Origin of the sequence: Aeromicrobium stalagmiti (genome assembly GCF_013283745.1) — a bacterium.
GTDB classification, from domain to species: domain Bacteria; phylum Actinomycetota; class Actinomycetes; order Propionibacteriales; family Nocardioidaceae; genus Aeromicrobium; species Aeromicrobium stalagmiti.
Window position 1 is genome coordinate 1,587,262 of sequence record NZ_JABSTZ010000001.1, and the last position, 19,979, is coordinate 1,607,240.

23 protein-coding genes are annotated in these 19,979 nt (G+C 71.7%); 16 read left to right on the forward strand and 7 right to left on the reverse strand.

Annotated elements, in window-relative coordinates; translation table 11 throughout:
- Position 1: 1 nt before the first annotated feature.
- From HQK15_RS07875 to HQK15_RS07925, 11 genes are all read left to right on the forward strand, one after another.
- On the forward strand, positions 2–355 hold the full coding sequence (locus tag HQK15_RS07875) for a holo-ACP synthase (protein WP_173490801.1): 354 nt from the start codon (positions 2–4) through the stop codon (positions 353–355).
- Positions 349–1,791 carry a bifunctional ADP-dependent NAD(P)H-hydrate dehydratase/NAD(P)H-hydrate epimerase gene (locus HQK15_RS07880; protein WP_173490802.1) on the forward strand — a complete coding sequence of 481 codons (1,443 nt, stop codon included), beginning with the start codon at positions 349–351 and terminating at the stop codon, positions 1,789–1,791. The genes HQK15_RS07875 and HQK15_RS07880 overlap by 7 nt, the downstream gene beginning before the upstream one ends.
- Before the next feature lies 1 nt (position 1,792).
- Positions 1,793–2,920, forward strand: coding sequence for an alanine racemase (gene alr / locus HQK15_RS07885; protein ID WP_173490803.1), 1,128 nt, complete (start codon positions 1,793–1,795; stop codon positions 2,918–2,920).
- The gene (locus tag HQK15_RS07890) at positions 2,917–3,894 is read left to right on the forward strand and encodes an alpha/beta fold hydrolase (RefSeq protein WP_173490804.1); all 978 of its coding nucleotides are present in this window, start codon (positions 2,917–2,919) and stop codon (positions 3,892–3,894) included. The genes alr and HQK15_RS07890 overlap by 4 nt, the downstream gene beginning before the upstream one ends.
- The gene (tsaE, locus tag HQK15_RS07895; RefSeq protein ID WP_173490805.1) at positions 3,891–4,877 is read left to right on the forward strand and encodes a tRNA (adenosine(37)-N6)-threonylcarbamoyltransferase complex ATPase subunit type 1 TsaE; all 987 of its coding nucleotides are present in this window, start codon (positions 3,891–3,893) and stop codon (positions 4,875–4,877) included. Before HQK15_RS07890 ends, tsaE begins: the two co-directional genes overlap by 4 nt.
- Before the next feature lie 148 nt (positions 4,878–5,025).
- Positions 5,026–5,661 (forward strand): tRNA (adenosine(37)-N6)-threonylcarbamoyltransferase complex dimerization subunit type 1 TsaB, encoded by a 636-nt coding sequence (gene tsaB, locus HQK15_RS07900; RefSeq protein ID WP_173490806.1) that lies wholly within the window; start codon positions 5,026–5,028, stop codon positions 5,659–5,661.
- Positions 5,658–6,089 (forward strand): GNAT family N-acetyltransferase, encoded by a 432-nt coding sequence (locus tag HQK15_RS07905; RefSeq protein ID WP_173490807.1) that lies wholly within the window; start codon positions 5,658–5,660, stop codon positions 6,087–6,089. The genes tsaB and HQK15_RS07905 overlap by 4 nt, the downstream gene beginning before the upstream one ends.
- 27 nt (positions 6,090–6,116) lie before the next feature.
- A complete protein-coding gene (locus tag HQK15_RS07910) occupies positions 6,117–6,527 on the forward strand; it encodes a RidA family protein (RefSeq protein ID WP_173490808.1) in 411 nt (136 codons plus the stop codon).
- Positions 6,524–6,916 carry a DUF5709 domain-containing protein gene (locus HQK15_RS07915; RefSeq protein ID WP_173490809.1) on the forward strand — a complete coding sequence of 131 codons (393 nt, stop codon included), beginning with the start codon at positions 6,524–6,526 and terminating at the stop codon, positions 6,914–6,916. Before HQK15_RS07910 ends, HQK15_RS07915 begins: the two co-directional genes overlap by 4 nt.
- A gap of 84 nt (positions 6,917–7,000) precedes the next feature.
- On the forward strand, positions 7,001–7,765 hold the full coding sequence (locus tag HQK15_RS07920; RefSeq protein ID WP_173490810.1) for a lysophospholipid acyltransferase family protein: 765 nt from the start codon (positions 7,001–7,003) through the stop codon (positions 7,763–7,765).
- Between the two features lie 10 nt (positions 7,766–7,775).
- On the forward strand, positions 7,776–8,081 hold the full coding sequence (locus tag HQK15_RS07925) for a DUF427 domain-containing protein (protein ID WP_173490811.1): 306 nt from the start codon (positions 7,776–7,778) through the stop codon (positions 8,079–8,081).
- A 14-nt stretch (positions 8,082–8,095) separates the two neighbouring features.
- Here HQK15_RS07925 and HQK15_RS07930 read toward each other — a convergent pair whose 3' ends face one another.
- Both HQK15_RS07930 and HQK15_RS07935 read right to left on the reverse strand, forming a co-directional pair.
- Positions 8,096–8,599, reverse strand: a complete 504-nt coding sequence (locus HQK15_RS07930) for a DinB family protein (protein ID WP_173490812.1) — start codon at positions 8,597–8,599, stop codon at positions 8,096–8,098.
- 22 nt (positions 8,600–8,621) lie between these two features.
- Positions 8,622–9,965 (reverse strand): LLM class flavin-dependent oxidoreductase, encoded by a 1,344-nt coding sequence (locus HQK15_RS07935; protein ID WP_173490813.1) that lies wholly within the window; start codon positions 9,963–9,965, stop codon positions 8,622–8,624.
- Positions 9,966–10,109: 144 nt separating this feature from the next.
- Here HQK15_RS07935 and tsaD point away from each other — a divergent pair, with 144 nt between their 5' ends.
- The gene (tsaD, locus tag HQK15_RS07940; RefSeq protein ID WP_367649096.1) at positions 10,110–11,156 is read left to right on the forward strand and encodes a tRNA (adenosine(37)-N6)-threonylcarbamoyltransferase complex transferase subunit TsaD; all 1,047 of its coding nucleotides are present in this window, start codon (positions 10,110–10,112) and stop codon (positions 11,154–11,156) included.
- A gap of 3 nt (positions 11,157–11,159) precedes the next feature.
- Positions 11,160–12,830, forward strand: a complete 1,671-nt coding sequence (locus HQK15_RS07945) for a glycoside hydrolase family 3 N-terminal domain-containing protein (protein ID WP_173490815.1) — start codon at positions 11,160–11,162, stop codon at positions 12,828–12,830.
- A gap of 146 nt (positions 12,831–12,976) precedes the next feature.
- Here HQK15_RS07945 and HQK15_RS07950 read toward each other — a convergent pair whose 3' ends face one another.
- The 4 genes from HQK15_RS07950 to HQK15_RS07965 are packed head-to-tail and all read right to left on the reverse strand — an operon-like array spanning position 12,977 to position 16,270.
- Positions 12,977–13,828, reverse strand: a complete 852-nt coding sequence (locus HQK15_RS07950; RefSeq protein WP_173490816.1) for a 5-oxoprolinase subunit C family protein — start codon at positions 13,826–13,828, stop codon at positions 12,977–12,979.
- Positions 13,825–14,406, reverse strand: coding sequence for a 5-oxoprolinase subunit B family protein (locus HQK15_RS07955; protein WP_367649097.1), 582 nt, complete (start codon positions 14,404–14,406; stop codon positions 13,825–13,827). Before HQK15_RS07955 ends, HQK15_RS07950 begins: the two co-directional genes overlap by 4 nt.
- Positions 14,403–15,119, reverse strand: coding sequence for a LamB/YcsF family protein (locus HQK15_RS07960; protein ID WP_217361540.1), 717 nt, complete (start codon positions 15,117–15,119; stop codon positions 14,403–14,405). Before HQK15_RS07960 ends, HQK15_RS07955 begins: the two co-directional genes overlap by 4 nt.
- Positions 15,116–16,270 carry a class I SAM-dependent methyltransferase gene (locus HQK15_RS07965; protein ID WP_173490818.1) on the reverse strand — a complete coding sequence of 385 codons (1,155 nt, stop codon included), beginning with the start codon at positions 16,268–16,270 and terminating at the stop codon, positions 15,116–15,118. Before HQK15_RS07965 ends, HQK15_RS07960 begins: the two co-directional genes overlap by 4 nt.
- Positions 16,271–16,473: 203 nt before the next feature.
- On the opposite strand from HQK15_RS07965, the gene groES reads away from it, so the two are divergent.
- Together groES and groL are read left to right on the forward strand one after the other, a co-directional pair.
- On the forward strand, positions 16,474–16,767 hold the full coding sequence (groES, locus tag HQK15_RS07970) for a co-chaperone GroES (RefSeq protein ID WP_056606353.1): 294 nt from the start codon (positions 16,474–16,476) through the stop codon (positions 16,765–16,767).
- A gap of 100 nt (positions 16,768–16,867) precedes the next feature.
- A complete protein-coding gene (gene groL, locus HQK15_RS07975; RefSeq protein WP_173490819.1) occupies positions 16,868–18,472 on the forward strand; it encodes a chaperonin GroEL in 1,605 nt (534 codons plus the stop codon).
- 85 nt (positions 18,473–18,557) lie between these two features.
- Here groL and HQK15_RS07980 read toward each other — a convergent pair whose 3' ends face one another.
- Positions 18,558–18,899 carry an ANTAR domain-containing protein gene (locus tag HQK15_RS07980; protein ID WP_173490820.1) on the reverse strand — a complete coding sequence of 114 codons (342 nt, stop codon included), beginning with the start codon at positions 18,897–18,899 and terminating at the stop codon, positions 18,558–18,560.
- Positions 18,900–19,070: 171 nt separating this feature from the next.
- On the opposite strand from HQK15_RS07980, the gene HQK15_RS07985 reads away from it, so the two are divergent.
- Entirely contained in the window at positions 19,071–19,958 is an 888-nt protein-coding gene (locus HQK15_RS07985; RefSeq protein WP_173490821.1) for a MerR family transcriptional regulator, read from the forward strand.
- Positions 19,959–19,979: the final 21 nt, after the last annotated feature.

The window sequence follows — 19,979 nt, forward strand, 5'->3', positions numbered from 1 at the left end:
CATGGCCATCCTCGGCATCGGCGTGGACGTCGTCGACCTCGCGCGGTTCGCCGCGACGCTGGAGCGTACGCCGACGCTGCGCAACCGCCTGTTCACGCCGGGCGAGATCGACCTGCCGCTGGAGTCGTTGGCAGGGCGGTTCGCGGCCAAGGAGGCGTTCGTCAAGGCGCTGCGCGCTCCAGCGGGCATGTCGTGGCAGGACATCGAGGTCGTCAACGACCCGCAGGGCGCGCCGGGGCTCCGCCTGCAGGGCGCCGCTCTCGACCGGGCCACGGAGCTCGGCGTCACGACCGCCCACCTGTCGATCTCGCATGACACCACGGTGGCCACGGCCTTTGTGGTGGCTGAATGCTGAGGGCCCACAGCGTCGCCGACGTCAGGGCCGCCGAGGAGGCCTTGGCGGCCACCCTGCCCGACGGCGAGCTCATGCGCCGGGCGGCCCGTGGGCTCGCCGATGCGCTCGACCACGTCGCCGCAGGTGAGGTCGTCGTCATGCTCGTCGGCCCCGGCAACAACGGCGGCGACGCGCTCTACGCCGCCGTCCACCTGCTCGACCGAGGTGTCCGGGTCGACCTGTGCCTGCTCGACGCCGCCACGGTGCATGTCGACGGTCTCGGTGCGGCGCTGGGCGCCGGAGCGCTGCTCGTCGATGCGCCGTCGGACCAGCGGCACTGCCTCGACGCGCTGTTCGGCATCGGTGCTCGCCCCGGCCTGACCGGACGTGCCGCGGAGTGGGCCGAGTGGATCTCCGGCACCCGTCCCTACACGGTCGCGGTCGACGTGCCGTCCGGGGTCGACGTCGACGGGGCCACGCTGCCGGCGCAGCACGTCATGGCCGACGCGACGATCACCCTGGGCACCTACAAGACCGCCTTGCTCGTCAGCCCGGCAGCCGGCGCGGCGGGGTGGAACGGCACCGCGATCGCCGAGCTCGTCGACATCGGCCTGGCGCCCCACCTTCCCGAGCCGACGGTCGAGGCCATCGAGGCGTCCGACGGTCACCTGCTGGTCGACACCTTCGACTGGCTGCGCAACCCGACGAGCCACAAGTACTCCCGCGGGGTCGTCGGCATCTCGGCCGGCTCGGAGCAGTATGCCGGGGCGGCCCACCTGTGCGTCGCCGGAGCGCTGACCGGCATGGCCGGCATGGTGCGGTTCGTCGGTGACCTCCACCTCAGCCGGCGCGTCGTCGATCGGGCGCCGGAGGTCGTGGCTGGTCCGGGGCGCGTCCAGGCGTGGGTCGTGGGCCCGGGCGGTGGCGACGAGGCCGAGGAGAAGCTCCGAGCGGCTCTCGCCGACGGTGTGCCGGTCGTCGTCGACGCCAGCGCGCTGGCCTTCCTGCCCGACTCGTTCGACGCCCCCGCGCTGCTGACGCCGCACGCCGGTGAGCTCGCGATGATGCTCGACACCCGCCGCGAGGCCGTCGAGGCGGAGCCGCTGGCGCACGCCACCGAGGCGGCCCACCGGTGGGGCGTCACGATCCTGCTCAAGGGCTCGCGGACGCTGGTCGTCACGCCGGGGCGGACCACGCGGGTCAACCTCACCGGGTCCCCCTGGCTCGGCACCGCCGGGTCAGGCGACGTCCTCGCCGGGCTTGCCGGCTCGCTGCTGGCGTCGGGGGCCGATCCGCACGACGCCGGCTCGATCGCCGCGTTCCTGCACGGCGCGGCGAGCATCCGGGCCAACCGGGGTGGTCCGGTGACGGCGTCCGCGGTCGCGGCCGCGCTGCCCGGCACGCTCGCGGCGTTCCACGACGGCCTGCTCGGCGACGTCCGCGACTGGAGGGACTGACATGTCGACCCTGCAGGCGCCTCAAGCCGAGGCGCTCATCGACCTCGACGCGTTCGGCGCCAACATCGCGGCCCTGGCGCAGTGCGCGCGGTCGGCGGCGCTGATGACGGTCGTCAAGGCCAACGCCTACGGCCACGGCATGCTGCCGATGGCCCGCGCGGCCCGTGCGGCCGGCACCGACTGGCTCGGTGTCGCGACGGTCGACGAGGCGCTCGCGCTGCGGGCGGCCGGCGACACCGGTGACCTCCTGTGCTGGCTCCACGCACCCGGTGCCGACTTTGCCGCGGCGGTCGACGCCGGCGTCGAGGTGACGGCGTCGTCGGCCGAGCAGCTCGCCGAGATCCTCGCCGCTGCGCCGCGACGGCCGCGGGTGCAGCTCAAGGTCGACACCGGCCTGTCCCGCAACGGCGCGCTCGGTGAGCAGTGGACGGCACTGGTCGCCGCGGCTGCCGCGGCGCAGTCAGCCGGGCAGGTCGAGATCACCGGGACGTGGTCGCACCTCGCGTGTGCTGACGAGCCGGCGCACCCCGCGAACGACCACCAGGAGACGGTCTTCCGTGCAGCCGTCGACGAGCTCGCCGCCGCCGGGGTCGATCCCGGGCTGCGCCACCTCAGCAACTCCGCAGCCACGCTCAGCCGTCCGTCCGCGCACTTCGACCTCGTTCGCGTGGGCATCGCGGCCTACGGCATCCGTCCCGACCCGGCGATGACCTACCCGACCCTGCTGACCCCGGTCATGACGCTGCGCGCACGCCTGGCGCAGGTCAAGACGATCCCCGCGGGTGCGAGCGTCTCCTACGGGCAGACGTGGACCGCCGAGACGGCGACCACGGTCGGGCTGGTGCCGCTCGGCTACGGCGAGGGCATCGCGATCTCGGCCTCCAACCGGGCCGAGGTGCAGGTGGCCGGGGCGCGAGCGCGGCTGGTCGGCCGGGTCTGCATGGACCAGCTCGTGGTCGACCTCGGCGACCGTCCTGCGGCCCGAGGCGACGAGGTCGTCCTGCTGGGTCCCGGGCACGACGGGGAGCCCACGGCGGAGGACTGGGCAGCGGCATCGGGCACCATTGCGTACGAGGTGGTCACCCGGCTGGGCGGCCGCATCGTCCGGACGTACAAGGGTGGAGCATGACCAAGACAGCCAGGATCGCGACGACAGCCGGAGCCTTCGTGGCCGCCGGAGCGGTGGCGACGCTGCTCAACGGCCGTCAGCGGACCCAGCGCCGGCGGCGCCGCGGCGAGGACGTGGAGTTCGGCTCCGTCCGCAGCAGCCCGGTGACGGTCATGTCGTCCGACGGCGTGCCGCTCAACGTCGAGATCGACGAGGCCGAGCGCAAGACACCGACGATCGTCTTCTTGCACGGCTGGGTCGAGGACATCGACGTCTGGCACTACCAGCGACTCGCCCTGCGGGGCCGGGTGCGGATGGTGTTCGTCGACCTGCGCTCGCACGGCCGGTCCGGCCGGTCCTACGCCGACAGCTCCGGCTTCGCCGAGCTGGCCGACGACGCTGCGACCGTGATCAAGCAGCTCGTGCCGCGTGGTCCGATCGTCCTCGTCGGACACTCGATGGGCGGCATGACGATCATGGAGCTCGCACGGTCGCGGCCCGAGCTGTTCGGCGGTCGGGTCAAGGGCGTCGTCCTCGTCGGCACCAGCGCCGGGCGGCTGATGCGCAGCAGCCCCGGCCTGCGGCACCTGGTGCCGCTGCTCCGGGCGGGTGCGCCGCTGCTCGACTGGGGGCGACGGTTCAACTCCTACTCGGTCATCCGGCGCTGGGGCCTCGGACCGAACGCGCAAGAGCGCCACGTCGACATGGCCAACGAGATGATCCTGCGGGCGCCCACCCACGTGCTGATGGACTTCTACCCCAACTTCGTGAGCCTCGACCTCACCTCGGGGCTGGCCGACCTCGGCAAGGCACGCACCGTCGTCATCGGCGGCACGGCCGACATGCTGACGCCGATCAAGCACAGCCGCCGGCTCGCCGACCAGATCCCCGACGCCAAGCTCGTCGTGCTCGAGGACGTCGGCCACATGGTCATGTTCGAGGACCACCAGGCCGTCACCAAGACCATCGAGGACGTCCTGGAGGACATCCAATGACCGGTTCCAACGCACTCAACGTCATCGAAGCGGGGCCCGAGCACGCGGCGGTCATCGTCGACATCATCCACCGCTCGTTCGGGGCCCGGCCGGTGCTCGACCCGCCGTCGACGGCGCTCGAGGAGTCGGTCGAGTCGGTCGCCGAGACGCTGGCGACCGCGGGCGGGCTGCTCGTGGAGCGACGCGGCCTGCCGATGGGGGCGATGCTCTTCGACGAGTCGCGCCCCGGGCAGCTGGGCCTGCGGCGGGTCTGCGTCGACCCCGACATCCAGGCACGAGGTGTCGCCTCGGCGATGCTCGGCGTCGCGGAGGACACCGCGGAGGAGCGGCGCAAGGACGGCATCTGGCTCGACGTCCGCGAGGAGCTGCCCGAGACGGTGCAGTTCTGGTCAAGGCGGCTCTACCACCCGGTGGGGCGCGACGAGCCGTTCATCGAGTTCGGCAAGACGCTGTGGCTGGCGCGTGAGGTGCCCACGCCCGAGGAGATGCAGCTGCTGGCCTCGCGGCTCGCCCCGCTGCTGCGCGCCGGCGACCTGCTGGTGCTCTCCGGCGACCTCGGTGCCGGCAAGACGACGTTCACCCAGGGGCTCGGCGAGGCGCTGGGGGTGCGAGGTCCGATCACGTCCCCGACGTTCGTGCTGGCCCGCGCCCATCCGTCGCTGGTCGACGGGCCGCCGCTGGTGCACGTCGACGCCTACCGCCTCGGCGACCTGAGCGAGATCGACGACCTCGACCTCGACTCCACCACGGACTCGGCGGTGACGGTCGTCGAGTGGGGTGACGGGATGGCCGAGCAGCTCACCGACAGCTGGCTGCACATCAAGATCGAGGTCCGCGGCCCTCGGCCGATCGACCCGGTCGGCACGCCGCACGACGGCGAGGTGGGCGACGTCCCCGACGAGGTCGATCCGCGCGTCGTGACGATCAAGCCGCACGGTTCGCGGTGGGTCGGCGTCCCGCTCCGCTCCACCCTCCTCGCCTGACCCCCCGCTGACGAGGGCGTTCCGGCCCCTCGACGAGAGGGTTCCGGCCCCGCGAGGAGAGAGCCGGGGGCGGCAAGGGTCTCCTCGAGGGGCGACAAAGGTCTCCTCACGGGCCGGTAAGGGTCTCGTCAGCGTTAGGGTGGCGGACGTGCTGCTGCTTGCTTTCGACACCGCCACCCCGGCCATCACGGTCGCCGTCCACGACGGGAACAGGGTCGTCGGCGAGGCGTTCGGCGAGGGCGCGATGGCCCACGGCGAGCTGCTCGCTCCGGCGATCCGCGACGCGCTCGCGCAGGCCGGCGCGTCGATGGGCGACCTGACCGACGTCGCGGTGGGCGTCGGTCCCGGCCCGTTCACGGGTCTTCGCGTCGGGGTCGTCACGGCCCTGACCCTCGGGTCGACCCTGCGCCTGACCACCCACGGGGTGTGCTCGCTCGACGTCGTCGCCGCGGACGTCCAGGTCGCAGGGGAGTTCCTCGTCGCGACCGACGCCCGGCGAAAAGAGGTCTACTGGGCCCGCTACGGCGCCGACCACGTCCGGCTCGACGGGCCGCACGTGCTCAAGCCCGCCGATCTCGCGGCGCAGCACCCCGACCTGCCGGTATACGGACGCGGCGCGCACCTCTACGACGACGTGCTGCGTGCCGCCGGCGAGGCGGGCGATCCCCGCGCCGCAGCGCTCGCGACGCTGGTGGTGTCGGGCCGGGCCGTCGAGCTGCCCCTCGAGCCGCTCTACCTGCGCCGTCCCGATGCCGTGCCGCAGGCCGTCTCCAAGCGCGCATGACCCGCACGGCCGCGGACGACGACGTCCCCGCGATCGTCGCGATCGAGCAGACCTGCTTCGGCGCGGGCGCGTGGAGCGAGGGGCTCGTCCGCGACGAGGTCGGCAGCGACCGCCACGTGGTGCTGGTCACGGACGACCTGCAGGCCTACGGCGCCGTGTCGGTGGCCGGCGAGGTGGCCGACCTCGACCGCATCGCGGTGCTGCCCGCGCTCCGGGGACGCGGCGTCGCCCGCGACCTGCTCGACGACCTCGTCGACCGGGCCCGCGACCTCGGCGCCGGCCGCATGCTGCTCGAGGTCGCAGCCGACAACGGTCCCGCGATCGGCCTCTACGAGTCCTACGGGTTCGACACCATCAGCACGCGCCGCGGCTACTACGCCGGCGGCGTCGACGCGCTGGTCATGGAGCTCACGATCGAGGAGTGGTGATGAGGCTGAGCCCATGAGGCTGGACCCATGAGGAAGAACATCAGCTCCCGCAACCCGTGGGAGGACTCCGTCGGCTACAGCCGCGCGGTCCGCGTCGGCGGGTCGGTCTGGGTCGCAGGCACCACGGCGACGGTCGAGGGCGAGGTCGTCGGCGTCGGTGACCCGTACGAGCAGGCGCGGGTCGCTTTCGGCATCGCCGTCGCGGCGGTCAGGACGGCGGGCCTCGAGGTGAAGGACGTCGTCAGGACCCGGATGTTCGTCATCGACATGGCCCACATGGACGAGATCGGGCGGGCCCACCGGGAGGTCTTCGGCGACGTCCGGCCGGTGGCGACGATGGTCCAGGTCTCCGGATTCGCGCACCCCGACCACCTCGTCGAGGTCGAGATCGACGCCCACGTTGCCCCTCAGGGATGGCGTGCGAGGCTGGGGTCATGACCGAGACACCTGACACCTTCGACGACGGCGAAGACGGCCCCGACCAGGACGCGATCTTCGACAACCCGGACGAGACCCTCGACGCCGGCTACTCGCCGCCCGAGAGCTACCGCGGCGAGGGATTCGGCACGACCGCCGAGGAGGCGCTGGAGGGTGAGTCCCTCGACGAGCGCCTGCGCCAGGAGGAGCCGGACGTCGATCCGTACGCCGACGAGGACGAGGTGCTCGACGACGGCGAGGTGGGCACGCAGCGTGCCGGTCGCCTGGTCGATCCTGACGGCGGCTTCGGCGAGGACACCGAGAAGGACCTCGTCGGCGAGGACGTCGGCATCGACGGAGCAGCGGCGAGCGCCGAGGAGGCCGCGGTCCACGTCGTCGAAGACGACTGAGGGCTGAGGGTCGAAGACGACTGACGGCTGAGGGTCGCGTCGACACGACCGGCCGGGTGCACGCGTGTGCACTACCCTGACCGGATGCGCGACTACACGTACCCGGCCACCATCCTGACGGCCAAGACGCTGTTCAAGGTGCTGGGCATGAAGTTCCAGATGTCCGGCACCGAGCACATCCCGCGCGAGGGTGGTGCGATCCTCGCGGCCAACCACATCGGCTACGTCGACTTCATCTTCGACGGGCTGGCGGCCCAGCCCAGCGGCCGTCTGGTGCGGTTCATGGCCAAGAAGGACGCCTTCGACCACAAGATCTCGGGGCCGATCATGCGGTCGTTCCACCACATCTCGGTCGACCGCGAGAACGGTCAGCAGTCGTACGACGACGCGGTCGAGTATGCGCGCAACGGCGAGATCGTCGGCATCTTCCCGGAGGCCACGATCAGCCGCTCGTTCGAGATCAAGGAGCTCAAGACGGGCGCGGTGCGCATGGCCGCGGCGGCCGGCGTCCCGTTGATCCCGATGGTCACGTGGGGCACGCAGCTGCTCAAGACCAAGGACCACGAGTCGGACATGAAAGGTCGTGGCAAGACGATCGGCCTGCACGTCGGCGCACCGCTGGCTGTCACGGGTGAGGATCCCGTGGCCGAGACCGTCCTGCTGCGTGACGCGATGACGAACCTGCTCGACAAGGCCATCGCGGAGTACCCGATCCGTCCCGAGGGTCAGTGGTGGGCCCCGGCCCGCCACGGTGGCACCGCGCCGTCGCTTGCGGAGGCGCGCAGAATGGACGAGGAAGAGTATGCGGCCCGCGCCGCCCGACGCGCCGCCAAGAAGACCCAGCAGTAGAGGAGACGCCATGAAGGCAGTCATCGGCACCACCGTCGTCGCCGAGGCCCCCACCGAGGACCTCGTCAAGATCGAGGGCAACTGGTACTTCCCGCCGGCCAGCCTCACCGAGGGCGCGTTCGAGAAGAGCCCGACGGCCTACCACTGCCCGTGGAAGGGCGATGCGCAGTACTGGAACGTCGGCACCGGCGCTGACCTGGCGCCCGACGGCGGCTGGTCCTACCCCGAGCCGATCCCGTCGTCGTTCGACCGCGTGGGCCAGGACTACAGCGGCTACGTCGCGTTCGACAAGTCGCAGGTCGCCCTGACGGAGTAGTCCCACACCGCAGGTCAGTAGCCCGTGGACCCGTCGGCCATCTCGCGCAGGATGTCGAGGTGGCCGTTGTGGCGTGCGGTCTCCTCGATCAGGTGCTGCAGGATCCAGCGCGCCGTGACGGGCTGCGTCCGGTCCTCGCTGAGGCGCACCATGTCGAGGTCGACCTCGGCGAAGACCGCTCGGGTGCGGGCGGCCTCCTCCTCGTAGAGGCGGACGACGTCCTCGAGCGGCAGCGTCGAACCTTCCTCGAACTCCGCGTCGGGGTTCTCCTCGCTCCACGGCGCCTCGTCGGGACGTCCGAAGAGGTCGTTGTTGACCCACGACCACTCCACCCAGCGCAGGTGGTTGAGGATGTTGGCCGGGCTCATCAGCGGCGAGGTCGCGAGCGGCGCCGTGCGTGCCTGCTCCTGCGTGAGACCGCTGACCTTCAGGACGGCGGTCTCCTGCGAGTAGCGGAGCACCTGCAGCAGGATCGTCCGCTCGTCGAACGTCTCGGGGATGTCGTCGGTGCGTGCCATGTCCCGACTCTAGGCCCCCACGTCAGGCGGGAACCCCCTGCGGCCGGGGTGCGTCGGCCAGACCGAGGTGGTCGCGCAGCGTGCTGCCGGCGTACTCGGAGCGGAAGAGGCCGCGCCGACGCAGCTCGGGCACCACGGCGTCCACGAACTCCTCGAAGCCGCTCGGCGACTGCCCGACCGAGAGGATGAAGCCGTCGGCCTGGTCTCCGGTGAAGACCTCCTCGATCTGGTCGGCGACGTCGGACGCCGTGCCGACGAACTGCGGCAGCAGGACGCCCTGGGCGTAGAGCTTGCCGATGTCGCGCAGCGTGAGGCTGTCGCGGCCGCTCAGCCGGCGGGCGACGTCGAACAGGCCCTGGCTGCCGGTCACCTGCACGTCCTCGACCGGTGCGTCGAGGTCGTACGAGGAGAAGTCGTGGTTGGTGTGCACCGAGAGGGTGTGCAGGCCCGAGATGGGGTCGGCCAGCTCGTTGTGGAAGGCCTGCTTCTCGCGGGCGATCGACTCGGTCTCGCCGATGAACGGGATGAACGACGGGAAGATCTTGACGTGGTCGGGGTCGCGGCCGGCGTCGCTGGCGCGGCTCTTGATGTCGTCGTAGTAGGCGCGGCGTCCCTCGGGCGTCGGGTCGATCTCGAAGATCGCATCGGCCCAGCGCGCGGCGAAGTCCTTGCCCTTGCCCGAGGCGCCCGCCTGGATCAGGACGGGACGTCCCTGCGGCGACGCGGGCACCGGCAGCGGTCCCTGCGACTTGAAGAACAGGCCGTCGTGCTCGGCCGCGTGCACCTTGGACGGGTCGGCGAAGAGTCCGGACTCCTTGTCCTGCACGAGGGCGTCGGGCTCCCAGCTCTGCCACAGCTTGACCGTCGCCTCGACGAACTCCTGGGCGCGGTCGTAGCGCAGGTCGTGGTCGAGGGCGTTCTCGAGGCCGAAGTTGCGGGCCTCGGCGCTGCTCAGGGACGTCACGATGTTCCACGCGACGCGCCCCTGGCTGAGGTGGTCGAGCGTCGCGAAGATGCGCGCGACCTCGAAGGGGTGGAAGTACGTCGTGCTCTTGGTGATCGCGATGCCGAGCCGGCGGGTCACCGCGGCGATGCTGGTCGCCACGAGGGTGGGGTCGAGGGTCGCGGCGGCCTGGGTGCCGCGCCGCAGGGCCTCGTCCGGCCCGCCGCCGTAGTTGGTGGGGACGGCGAGCAGGTCGGCGAAGAACACGAAGTCGAACGTCCCGCGCTCGAGGGTGCGGCCGATGCGGTGGTAGTAGTCCGCCGTCAGGAAGCCCGGGTCGCTGGAGGGGTGCCGACACGAGGCGTGCGAGTGGGTGACGTTGGAGGCGATCTGGAAGCCGCCGAGGTGGAGCTGGCGAGTCATGTCTGTGTCCTTGGGGGAGGGGCAACGGTGACGTCGACGCTAGGCGCGAAATCGTGCGTGGAGGTGTCCTGCCGACTGATGAGATCGGCGCGGGACGCTCAGGTCGGTCGTGTATGCGGCCGGCTGGTCAGGCACACTGGGCGGGTGAGCGAACCGTTGGTGATGGGCATCGAGTCGTCCTGCGACGAGACGGGTGTCGGCATCGTCCGCGGCACCGAGCTGCTCGCGCACGCCCTGAGCTCGAGCATGGAGCAGCACGTCCGTTTCGGCGGCGTCGTGCCCGAGGTCGCCAGCCGGGCGCACCTCGAGGCGATGGTGCCCACCCTCGAGCAGGCCTACGCCGAGTCGGGCATCCGGGTGCAGGACGTCGACGCGATCGCCGTGACCAGCGGCCCCGGGCTCACCGGCGCGCTCCTGGTCGGCGTCGCTGCGGCCAAGGCCCTCGCGCTGGCCCACGACAAGCCGCTCTACGGCGTCAACCACCTGGCCGCACACGTCGCGGTCGACCAGCTGGAGCACGGCCGGTTCGGCGAGCGGGTCGCCGCGCTGCTGGTCAGCGGTGGGCACACCGAGCTGCTGCTCGTCGACGACATCGTCACCGACATCACGATGCTCGGTCAGACGATCGACGACGCCGCCGGCGAGGCGTTCGACAAGGTGGCTCGGCTGCTCGACCTGCCCTACCCGGGCGGTCCCCACATCGACCGGGTGGCCCGGGACGGCAACCCGACGACGATCGCGTTCCCTCGCGGCCTGACGACCGGGCGTGACGTCGAGAAGCACCAGTACGACTTCTCGTTCTCGGGGCTCAAGAGCGCCGTGTCCCGTCACGTGCAGCACGAGCAGCGGATGGGACGCGCCTTCGACGTCGCCGACGTCGCGGCGTCCTTCCAGGACGCGGTGTGCGACGTGCTGACCAAGAAGGCCGTCGCTGCCTGCCTCGAGCACGACGTCGACACGCTGATCGTCGGCGGCGGGGTGGCGGCCAACTCGCGGCTCCGACACTACGCCGAGGAGCGGACGGCCAAGGCGGGCATCGAGCTGCGCATCCCGCGGATGGGGCTGTGCACCGACAACGGCGCAATGGTCGCGGCCCTCGGCGCCGAGGTCGTGCGGCGCGGCATCGCGCCGTCGTCGCTCGACCTGCCGGCCGACTCGAGCATGCCCGTCACGCAGGTCGTGGCGGCCTAGGCCGTGTCGTCCCAGCGGCCCGCAGGGGGCCGTCGCCGGCTGGCGACGGTCACGGCCCTGACCGCGGCCGCGCTGGCGGTCACCGCCGGTGTGGTCTGGGTGACCGGGCGCGACGGTGACACAGCGAAGGGGGCGTCACCGTCGTCGGCGGCAGCCTCGACCACACCTAGCGCCCGAGGCGCCGAGAAGCCCGTCGGCTGGGGGCCCACGCAGCAGGAGAAGGCGAAGGCGCGCCAGCTCGCCGACGGGCTCAGCCTCGACGAGCTGGCCGGCCAGCTCATCATCGCCCGCAGCTTCTCGAACGAGTCGTCGCTCGCGCTGGTCCGCGACAAGCACTTCGCCGGTGTCATGGTGACGGGTCAGCAGATCCTCGACGTGACGACCGACGACCCGCTCGACAAGGTCCGGTCGTTCAACCAGCAGCTGCAGGACGCCGGCGAGGGCCGTGGCTTCCCGGTCATGGTGCCGATCGACCAGGAGGGCGGGCTGGTGGCTCGCCTCGCCGACCCGCTGACGACGTTCCCGACGTTCATGTCGGCCGGGGCGGCGATCGCCGGCCACGGCGACGCGGGCGCCGCAGTCGTCACGGCGGCGACGCGGGCGTCAGGCGCCGAGCTGCGCGCGGCCGGCTACAACACCGTCTTCGCCCCGGACGGCGACGTCACGATCGGTCCGGCCGACCCGATCATCGGCAGCCGCTCGGCGGGCTCCGACCCCGAGACGGTCGCCCGCGCGGTCGTGGCGGCGGTGGACGGCTACTCCGCGGCGGGCCTGATCTCGGCGGTCAAGCACTTCCCCGGGCACAACGTCGACGAGGACAGCCACGAGGGCCTGCCCGTCCTCGACAGCGACCGCACGCGGCTGCGTACCCATGACCTCAAGCCGTTCGAGGCGGCGATCGCCGACGCCGCGCCGGGCATCATGACCGGTCACCTCGACGTCCCCGTGATCGACAAGGGGGTGCCGGCGTCGATGTCACGCAAGGTCATCACCCGGGGCCTGCGGCAGAACCTCGGCTTCGACGGCCTCGTCATCAGTGACTCGCTCGGCATGGGTGCGGTGATGAGCCGCTATCCCGGAGGAGACTCGACCGTCGAGGCGATCAAGGCCGGCAGCGACCTCGCGCTCATGCCGGCCGACAACGACCAGGCGTACGACGCGGTGCTCGCGGCCCTGAAGTCCGGCGAGATCCCGGAGCAGCAGGCGCGCGACTCCGCGGCCCGCACGATCGCCTACCTCCTGCACGCGCAGGCGTCCCCGGAGCTGCCCGGCGACCCCGGCAGCCACACCGACGAGTCGGAGGCGTTGAGCGCCCGGGCCGCGACGATCGTCGCCCATCCCTGCCCCGTGCCGAAGATCAGCGCCGTCGCGCCGTCGGGGTCGCCCGAGGCCGTCGCCGCGTTCCGGACTGCGGCCGAGGAGGCCGGGCTGCCGCTGGGAGCGGGCACCTCCGTCGTGCTCCTGGGGCCGAGGTCGCCCGGCGGGAGCGGTGACGTCGTGGTCTCGACGGACACGCCGTACGGGCTGGCATCGAGCTCGGCCCCGACGAAGATCGCGCTGTACGGCCGCGACGTCCCCGCGATGCGCGCGCTCGTGAAGGTGCTGCAGGGCAAGGCCCGCGCGCAGGGCGAGCTGCCCGTCGAGATCGGGCTCCCCGCACCGACGAGGTGCTGAGCCTCCCCGGGGGGGGATCTGCAACCTCTCGCGACAGTGGGAGGTGGATCTGCCACCCCATCTGGCCGTTTGAGGTTGCGCACGCACCTCGCGACGGGGGTCGCGACGGGAAGCGTTGCCGATCCACCTTCCCGGAGGCGGAGGGCTCACGGTCGGCGGCGGAACCTGATGACCTGCCCGGGCCGCGCCTGGGCCAGGCGGTCGGTGTGCGCGTCGACGACGACCGCGATGACGGGATAGCCACCGGTGACGGGGTGGTCGGGACCGAAGACGATGGGCTGCCCGTCGGCGGCGACCTGGACGCTGCCGCGCACGCACGGCTCGCTGGGGAGCTCGCCGGCCCGCGAACGATCGAGCGTCGGGCCGGTGAGGCGCACCCCGACCCGGTCGGACGCACCACTGACCTGCCACGGCTCGTCGAGCAGCCGGCGCATGGCGTCGGGCTCGAACCAGTCGTCGCGCGGGCCGAGCACGACGTCGAGCGTCATGTCTCCGGCGATGCCGAGCGGCGGGACGTCGTCGACCTCGGGCAGAGCCGACGGACGTCCGGTCGGCAGCTCGTCACCGACGGCCAGCGGCGGGGGGCCGAGCCCGGCGAGGGTGTCGGTCGCGGCCGAGCCGAGCTCGCGGCCGACGTCGAGACCGCCGGCCACCGCGACGTACGTGCGCAGGCCGGTGACGGCCGTGCCGAGCTCCAGCTGCTGTCCTGCGGCGAGGCGAAGCGCGCGGCCGTACGCGGCCTGTCGCCCGTCGATCGTCACCGGCCCCGCAGCACCGGTCACCGCCACGACGTGCGCCTCGGTGGCCCGCAGCGCGAGCCCACCGCCGATGGCCTCGATCACGGCCGCGTCCGCGGCGTTGCCGAGCACCGCGTTGACCTGGCGCAGGGCCACCCGGTCGAAGGCCCCTGACGTGCTGACGCCGAGGTGGCCGAGGCCCGGGCGGCCGGAGTCCTGCACGAGGCTCAGCAGACCGGTCTGGACGACGACGAGGCTCATCCGGTCACGAACCTCACGATCGTCCCGGGGGTCAGCAGCGCGGGCTGGTCGCGGCTCGTGTCCCACATCTGAAGGGACGTCCGACCGATCAGCTGCCACCCGCCGGGCGACGCCCGGGGATAGACGCCGCTGAACTCGCCGGCCAGGCCCACGCTGCCCGCGGGCACGCTGGTGCGGGGCGAGGACCGTCGCCGGACGGCGAGGCGCGGATCCCCTCCGACGAGGTAGGAGAAGCCCGGCGCGAACCCGCCGAACGCCACGGTCCACGGTGCTCCCGTGTGGGCGGCGACGACCTCGTCACGGCTCAGACCGGTCAGGTCGGCGACCTCGACGAGGTCGGGCCCGTCGTACGTCACGGGGACCTCGACGAGGGGGGAGCTCGCTGCCGTGGTCGGGTCCTGCGGCGTGGTGCGGCCGACGAGGGCACGCAACGACGACGGCTCGCCCCGGACCAGCACGGTGCGGGCCCCGAGCACGACCTCGGCCTCGTGGCGCAGGGCAGCGAACCACGCCTGTGCTTCCTCGAGGTCGCCGCAGTCGAGCAGCAGCGCCGCGTCGCCGTAGGGGCGGATGTTCACGGTGCGCTCGCGACCTCGGCGCCGGCGCCCTCCAGCGCGACGCGGACCGCCCGGGCCAGGTCGAGCGCGCCGGGACTGTCGCTGTGCACGCAGATCGACGCCACGTCGCCCAGCAGCCGCACGGCCTGGGCTGCGACGGCGGCACGGTCGTCGAGCACCGCGCCGGGCTCGGAGCGCGGCACCAGGCGCCCGTCGGGGGTGTAGGCCCGATCGGCGAAGCCCTCGTGGACGACCGGGATGCCTGAGGCCGCGGCGATCCCGAGCGACGCCGAGCCGGGCAGGCCGAGCAGGGGCAGCGGGGAGGCGAGCTGCAGGAGAGCGTCGACGACGGCCTGCGCCTGCGGCTCGTCGTGGACGATCGTGTTGTAGAGCGCACCGTGCGGCTTGACGTACGTGACCGAGCCGCCGGCGGCACGGGCGATCTCGTCGAGGAGCCGGATCTGCGCCAGCAGCTCGGCCGTCAGCTCGGCGGCCGGCACGTCGAGCGGCAGGCGTCCGAAGTGCTCGCGGTCCGGGTAGCCGACCTGTGCGCCGATCGCGACGCCCCGGGCGACGGCCGCCTCGCAGGTCACCCGCATGAGCTCGGCGTCACCGGCGTAGGCCCCGCAGCAGACGTTGGCCGACGTGACGACGTCGAGCAGGGCGACGTCCTCGCCGGAGTGCCAGCGCTCCCACGACTCCCCGAGGTCGGCGTTGAGGTCGACCCGCATCAGAGCCGCTCCACGAGGAAGGCCCGTCCCTGCCCCTGGACCCGGGTCATCACGACGAGGGCCTTGTTGGGGCCCTTGAGCTTCATCCGCCGCACGACCTCCTCCGGCACGATGTCGACGCCGCGCTTCTTGATCGTGAGCGTGCCGACCCGTCGCACCTGCAGCGCGGCCTTGAGCGGCTTCTCGCGAAACGGCAGCTCGTCGACGATCCGGAATCCCCGCGCGAGCGGTGTGGTGTCGGCGTGGTCCGAGCTGACGTAGGCGATGTGGCCGTCGGGCAGCCAGCCTCCGATGGTCGCGGCGAGCTCGCTCACCAGACCGGCCCGGATCACGGCGTCGTCCGGCTCGTAGAGGTAGGCGCCGACCTCGGCCACCGCAGCGGGCTCGCCGGCCGCGACGAGACCGGCGCCCGAGGGTAGCACCGTCGACCGGCGGTCGGTCGTCGCGAACGGGACGCCCCACAGGCAGGCCTCGACGAGGTCGCCCCCGTCGCTGACCCACTCGGCCTCGACGCCGGTCGGCACGGCGTCGTGGGCGAGACCGGGCATGACCTTGGCGACCGCACGGCCCGCCAGGAGCTGCCGGACCCAGTCCCACGGCGGCTGCAGGTCGGCGGTCGAGAACGTCCGACCGCGACCGTCGCGGCGGGCGGGATCGATGAACGCGACCTCGTCCCGACCGATCGTGACGTCGCGGGCGTCAGCGCACACGACCTCGCCGGTCAGGTCGAGCGATCGCAGGTTGGCGGTGGCGATCGCGGCTCGGACCGGGTCCTTCTCGACGCCGCGCACCTCGAGACCGGCACGGGCCAGGGCGATGAGGTCGCCGCCGATGCCGCAGCCGAGGTCGACGACCGCCTCGGCGCCGGTCGACGCGAGCCGCGAGGCGCGGTGGGTCGCGACCGACATGCGGGTGGACTGCTCGAGGGCGTCGTGGGTGAAGTAGAGACGGGCGGCGTCGTCGCCGAACTTCGCCACGGCCTTGCCGCGCAGGTGGTTCTGCGTCACGGCCGCCGCGACGAACCCCGGCTGGTACGTCTTGCGCAGTCGCGTGCCGAGTGCGAGATCGCTCTCGATGCCCGCCCGCGCGGCGACCTCTGACAGCAGCAGCTGGCCGGCGGGAGTCATGAGCTGCTCGAAGGTCTCGAGATCCATGCGAGAAGTGTGCCGTGTCGCTGTGCGCGGGCGTTCGCCGATCGCGAAACTGATTAGCAGTCTCTTGGGGGGAGTGCCAGCGACGTGCTAAGTTTCGTATTGGCACTCTCACCATGTGAGTGCCAACCACCGGTGAGCACGACCCCCGCGACGGCGTTCTCACCCACGTCCAACGTTTCACCGTTGAAAGGGGAGGTCGACACGTGTCGGTCACCATCAAGCCGCTCGAAGACCGCCTGGTCATCCAGGTCGTCGAGGCCGAGCAGACCACTGCGTCCGGACTCGTTATTCCGGACACCGCCAAGGAGAAGCCGCAGGAAGGCATCGTCGTGTCGGTCGGCCCCGGTCGGGTCGACGACAACGGCAACCGCGTTCCGCTCGATGTCGCCGAGGGCGACAAGGTCATCTTCAGCAAGTACGGCGGCACCGAGGTCAAGTACGCGGGCGAGGAGTACCTCATCCTCTCCGCGCGCGACGTTCTCGCTGTCGTTTCGTGATCTGACGCCCCGGCGCCCCTCACGGGGTGCCGGGGCCTCTCACTTTCCGGGCCCCCAGGCCCCAGTCGCACCCCAAAATTTCTTGTGAAAGAGGCAACAGATGCCCAAGATTCTTGAATTCGACGAGAACGCGCGTCGCTCACTGGAGCGCGGCGTCGACAAGCTCGCCAACACCGTCAAGGTCACGCTCGGCCCCAAGGGTCGCTACGTCGTCCTCGACAAGAAGTGGGGCGCCCCCACGATCACCAACGACGGCGTGACCGTCGCCCGCGAGGTCGAGCTCGACGACCCGTTCGAGAACCTCGGCGCCCAGCTGGCCAAGGAAGTCGCCACCAAGACGAACGACGTCGCCGGTGACGGCACGACCACCGCGACCGTCCTGGCCCAGGCCATGGTCCACGAGGGCCTGCGCGCCGTCGCGGCCGGCGCCAACCCGGTCGGCCTCAAGAAGGGCATCGAGGCTGCCGTCAAGGCCGTCGTCGAGCAGCTGCACTCGGTCGCCCGCGAGGTCGACGACATCAAGGACATGACCGACGTCGCCACGGTGTCGTCGCGTGACGCCCACATCGGCGAGCTCATCGCCGAGGCCTTCGACAAGGTCGGCAAGGACGGCGTGATCACGGTCGAGGAGTCCAACACCATGGGCACCGAGCTCGAGTTCACCGAGGGCATGCAGTTCGACAAGGGCTACCTGTCGCCCTACATGGTCACCGACACCGAGCGCATGGAGGTCGTCCTCGACGATCCCTACATCCTGGTCAACCAGGGCAAGATCTCGTCGGTCAGCGACCTGCTGCCGATCCTCGAGAAGGTCGTCCAGGCCGGCAAGCCGCTGTTCATCATCGCCGAGGACATCGAGGGCGAGGCCCTGTCGACGCTGGTCGTCAACAAGATCAAGGGCACGTTCACCTCGGCCGCCGTCAAGGCGCCGGCGTTCGGTGACCGCCGCAAGGCGATGCTCCAGGACATCGCGACCCTCACGGGCGCCGAGGTCGTGACGCCCGACGTCGGTCTCAAGCTCGACACGATCGGCCTCGAGGCGCTCGGCACCGCGCGCCGCGTCGTCATCACCAAGGACGACACGACGATCATCGAGGGTGGCGGCGAGACCTCTGAGGTCGAGGGTCGCGTCAACCAGATCAAGGCCGAGATCGAGAACACCGACTCGGACTGGGACCGCGAGAAGCTCCAGGAGCGTCTGGCCAAGCTCGCCGGCGGCGTCTGCGTCATCCAGGTCGGCGCGGCCACCGAGGTCGAGCTCAAGGAGAAGAAGCACCGCATCGAGGACGCCGTCTCGGCGACTCGCGCGGCGATCGAGGAGGGCATCGTCGCCGGTGGCGGCTCGGCTCTCGTCCACGCCGTCTCGGTGCTCGACGGCAACCTGGGCCTGACCGGTGACGAGGCAGTCGGTGTCCGCATCGTCCGCATCGGCGCCGACGCCCCGCTCGAGTGGATCGCCCGCAACGGCGGCGTCTCCGGCGAGGTCGTCGTCAACAAGGTCCGCGAGAGCGGCGAGGGCTACAACGCGGCCACGGGCGAGTACGGCGACCTGGTCGCCCAGGGCGTCCTCGACCCGGTCAAGGTGACGCGTTCCGCGCTCGCCAACGCCGCGTCGATCACCGCGATGCTCCTGACCACGGAGACGCTGATCGTCGAGAAGCCGGCCGAAGAGGCCGACGACGCGCACGCCGGTCACCACCACTGATCGATCCGTCTGCACGACGCTCGCTGCCCGCCCCCTCGTCGAGGGGGCGGGCAGCGTCGTCGTTGCGGGTCGTGCTCGGGGCTGGTCAGGCCTCGCGCAGCACCGGGGGCAGGTAAGGATCGGTGCCCGTGCAGTCGGCCCGCCGCAGTGCCGCGCGCACAGCCATCCGCGCGGGATCGCGGTCGGTCGGCGAGTGGTTGCCCTGCACACACACCTCGAGCAGCGCCACGGCGAGGTCACGCAGCTTGAGGTTGGACTGCATCGACCACCGCTGCAGGATCGAGAACGCGTGCGAGTCGTCGAGCTGGTAGAGGAACATCAGCACCCCCTTCGCCTGCTCGATGGCGGCGCGACGCTCCATCGCGCGGCGAAATCCCTCCAGCTCGTCGCGAAGGGTTGCTTCCAGGTCCTGCTGAGTCGTTGACATGACGCCTGCCTCGAGGTCCGGATGGGGAGGGAATGTCGGCTGGGTGAGTTGTTGACATTTCAATCGTGCTGCGCCGTACAGGGGTGCAACAGGGGTGAAGTTATGCAGTTCTGGCGGGCGTGCGACCCTTCAGGTGCGGAGCCTCAGGTGCCCCGTGGACCGGAGGTGGCCGTGGCATCGGAGTCCGCCATCGTCCTGCCCGCCGGTGGGCTGCAGATCCGCCGCGTGAGCGAGCTGCTGGGCGTCCCGGCGCCGACCCTGCGGTCGTGGGAGCGGCGCTACGGCGTGCCGACCACGGTCCGCAGCGAGGGCGGTCATCGACGCTACGGCGCCGACGAGCTGCAGGAGATCCGTCTCATGCGCGACGAGATCGCCCGCGGCCTCCGCGCATCCGACGCAGCCCGGTCCGTGAGGCTCCTGCTCGACCGCGACAACCCGGCCCAGCCGCGCATCACCGCCCTGCTCGAGGCCTCGGGCCGCATCGACCCCGACGGCCTGCGAGCCGTCCTCGAGGAGTCCCGCGCCGAGCTCGGGCTGTCGATGACGATCGACCAGGTCGTCATGCCGGCGCTCCGGCAGGTGGGTGCCTGGTGGGAGGCAGGCCGCTGCGGGCTGGAGCAGGAGCACGTCACGACCGAGACCATCCGCGGCTGGTTCGCGCGGTCCACGACCTTGGCCCCGGACGTCTGCCACGACAGGCCGATCGTGCTGGCGTGCGGTCCTCGCGACCAGCACACCGTCGGGCTGGAGGCGCTCGCCGCGCTGCTGGCCGAGCGGGGGCGAGGGGCGCGGCTCATGGGGCCTCGCACGACCTGTGAGGCCGTGCTGGCCGCGATCGTGGCGACCCACGCCGAGGCGGTCGTGGTGGTGTCGCACCTGCGGGCGCAGCGCCGACCCGCGGTCGAGACGGTGGTTGCCGTCGACGACACGGGCACGGCGGTCTTCTACGCCGGCAACGCCTTCTCGTCGCCGGAGCTGCGGATCGGGGTGCCCGGCACCTACCTGGGCACGAGCCTGTCCGTCGCCGCCACCACGATCGTCGACCAGCTGCAGCGGTGAGGGGACCGGGTACGTTCGGAG